The organism is Pseudomonas edaphica, assembly GCF_005863185.1.
GTDB lineage: Bacteria > Pseudomonadota > Gammaproteobacteria > Pseudomonadales > Pseudomonadaceae > Aquipseudomonas > Aquipseudomonas edaphica.
Genome location: NZ_VBVZ01000696.1, coordinates 1 through 3031, shown reverse-complemented (window position 1 = coordinate 3031; position 3031 = coordinate 1). Strand labels below are relative to the sequence as shown.

The window sequence follows — 3031 nt, the reverse complement described above, 5'->3', positions numbered from 1 at the left end:
TGTCGAGCCAGGCGCAGGTCACGCTGCAACTGAATGAACTGGATAACGTCGCCGGCCTGGTCTCGGCCGGGCAATCGCTGAGCCTGAATGCGACGGGGCTGATCAATAACCAGGGCGGGCGAATTGCTGCACGCCAAGCCGCGCAATTGCGGGCCGCTTCACTGGACAACAGCCAAAAGGGCGTGCTCACCAGCCAAGGCACGCTGGGTATTGAACTGAGTGGCACCCTGGCCAACCAGCAGCAGGGACGGATCGAGTCCACCGGTGGTGCGCAGGTCAAGGTCGGTGCGTTGGATAACCAGCAGGGCGGTGTGCTCAACAGCAGCCAGACCCTGAACCTGACGGCGGGTGCGGTGAATAACAGTGGCGCAGGCCAGATCGCCAGTGCCCAGGGCCTGAACGCGAATCTCGGCAGCCTCAATCAACAGGACGGCGGCCGTTTTTACAGCAACACCGACCTGAACCTCAACCTCAACCAGGGCCATCTGGATAACCGCAGCGGGCTGATCAATGCCACCGGGCAATTGACCCTCGACAACCTCAACAGCGTGGACAACCGCCAGGGCGAAATCTCCAGCGCGCGGGCCTTTACCGTTGCGGCACGTACCGTCGATAACGCTGCCGGCAAGTTGCTCAGCGACCAGGGGCTGACCCTGCAGATTGCACAGACCTTGAATAACAGTGCGGGATTGATTGCAGCCACCGGCTTGCAGATCGATGTCGCCAGCCTGGTCAATGACCAAAACGGCAGCGTGAGCAGTCGCGGTACGCTGAACGCCCGTGTGGCGGGCATGCTGGATAACCGTGGCGGTAGCCTCAGCGGCGCCGGTGCAAGCCAGCTCAGTGTGGGCAGCCTCAACAACGGCAGTGGGCGTCTGTCCAGCCAGGCCAGTTTGACCCTGGACCTCAATCGCGGTCATCTGGACAACCAGGGCGGCGTGATCAGCGCGCCCGGCCAGTTGCTGCTGAATCACTTCAACAGTGTCGACAACCGCAACGGGGAAATTTCCAGCACCACCGGCTTCACGCTGCAAGCTGACACTCTGGATAACCGCAGTGGCAAGGTGTTGAGCGAGCAGTCGCTGACCCTGGCCATCGCCCAGGCCTTGAACAATGCGGCCGGCCGGGTGAGTGCGGCATCGTTGCAGGTACAGGCTGGCAGTCTCGACAACAGCAGCGGCCACTTAGTGGCACGCGACAGCTTGAATATGGGCGTTGGTGCCGCACTGCTCAACCACAGCGGGGAGATCCTGAGCCAGGACGTACGGCTCACGGCAGGTACGCTGGATAACGCCCAAGGTCGGGTGCAGGGCGACAATCTGCTGAAGATCGACAGCGGCGCACTGGGCAATCGCAATGGCACGCTTGCCAGCGGCCAGGCCCTGCAACTGAGCAGCGCCGACCTCAATAATCAGGGCGGCCAGCTAAGCGCCGGCGGCACCCTGCAACTGCGTGCCGGGCGGGTGGACAATAGCGCGGGCGGGCGCATCAATGGCAAGGCCCTCAGCGCCAGCGTGACCGGCCTGGACCAGCACAACGATGGCCGTCTCTACAGCCAGAGCGATGTGAGCCTGGACCTTAACCGTGGCCATTTGAATAACCAGGGTGGCGTGATCAACGCGCCGGGCTCACTGCTGTTGAGCAACCTCAGCAGCGTCGACAACCAAGCTGGGGAAATCTCCAGCGCCAGCGGTTTCAGCCTGCAAGCGGACAGCCTGGATAACACCCGCGGCAAGGTCTTGAGCGAGCAGGCGCTGACCCTGCGTATCGCCCGTGTACTGGAGAACGCCAAAGGCCTGGTCTCAGCCGCAAGCCTGGACGCCCGCACCGCAAGCCTGGGCAACCAGGACGGCACACTGCGTGCCCGTGATGGCTTTAACCTGAGCGTCGACGGCCTGCTGGACAACCGCAGCGGCAAGTTGCTGGCCAGTGATCTTGCGTTGGCGGCAGGCGGTCTGGACAACAGCAACGGTCAGGCTCAAGGCGACCACACCCTGGCGATCAACAGCGGGGCACTGACCAATCAGCACGGCACCCTGGCCGCGGGCAGCCACTTCACGCTCACTGCAGCGAGCCTGGACAACACCGACGGTAAGCTCACCAGCGACGGCGCCTTGGCCGCCGCCATTTCCGGGCACTTGCTTAACCAGGTCGGCCTGTTGGCGGCCACTGGCAACCTCAGCCTGAACCTGGGCAGCCTCGATAACCAACGCCAGGGACGCATCAGCAGCAAAGCCGACCTGACCCTGGCCGGCAACACCCTCGATAACCGCGCCGGCAACCTCGGGGCGGTCGGTGTGTTGAAACTCAACGCAACCACCCTGGATAACCGCCAGGGCAGCGTGTACGCGAACAATCAGCTCCATCTGTTGCTGGGCGATGCCCTGAACAACCAGCAAGGGACCTTGCGCGGTGACGCCAAGCTGGACCTGCAAGCCGGCCAGGTGGACAACAGCGATGGCGGGCGCATCAGCAGTGGCCAGTCGCTGAACGCCAGCGTGACCGGGCTGGATCAGCACAATGACGGCCGGCTGTTCGGCCAGGGCGATGTTAGCCTGGACCTCAATCGCGGCCACCTGAACAATCAGGGCGGTGCCATCACCGCACCGGGTCAGTTGCTGCTGAGCAACCTCAACAGCGTCGCCAACCAAGGGGGTGAAATCTCCAGCAGTCGTGCGTTTACCCTGGTTGCCGAGACACTGGACAACAGCAACGCCAAGGTCCTCAGTGAACAGGCGCTGACCCTGCGCATCGCCCGCGCGCTGGACAACACCAAGGGCCTGGTGTCGGCCAAGACGCTGGAATTGCATGCCGGCAGCCTGAGTAACCTGGGTGGCACGGTCAGTGCCACCGAAGGCGCAGCGTTGCAGGTCGACGGTGCGCTGGATAACCGCAACGGCAAGCTGCTCGCGCGCACGGCCTCGGTCAATGCAGGCTCCCTGGACAATCGCCAAGGCTTGCTCCAGGGCGATGCCACGCTGAACCTCAACAGCCAGGGCGCCGTGGATAACCGTCAGGGCACGCTGTATGG

The 3031-nt window shown here is 63.4% G+C and carries 1 protein-coding gene; it reads left to right on the top strand.

The genetic code is table 11. From position 1 onward, the window contains the following. Positions 1–3031 (top strand): beta strand repeat-containing protein (locus FEM54_RS29145; protein ID WP_420875332.1); only part of this gene is annotated, 3031 nt, incomplete at both ends.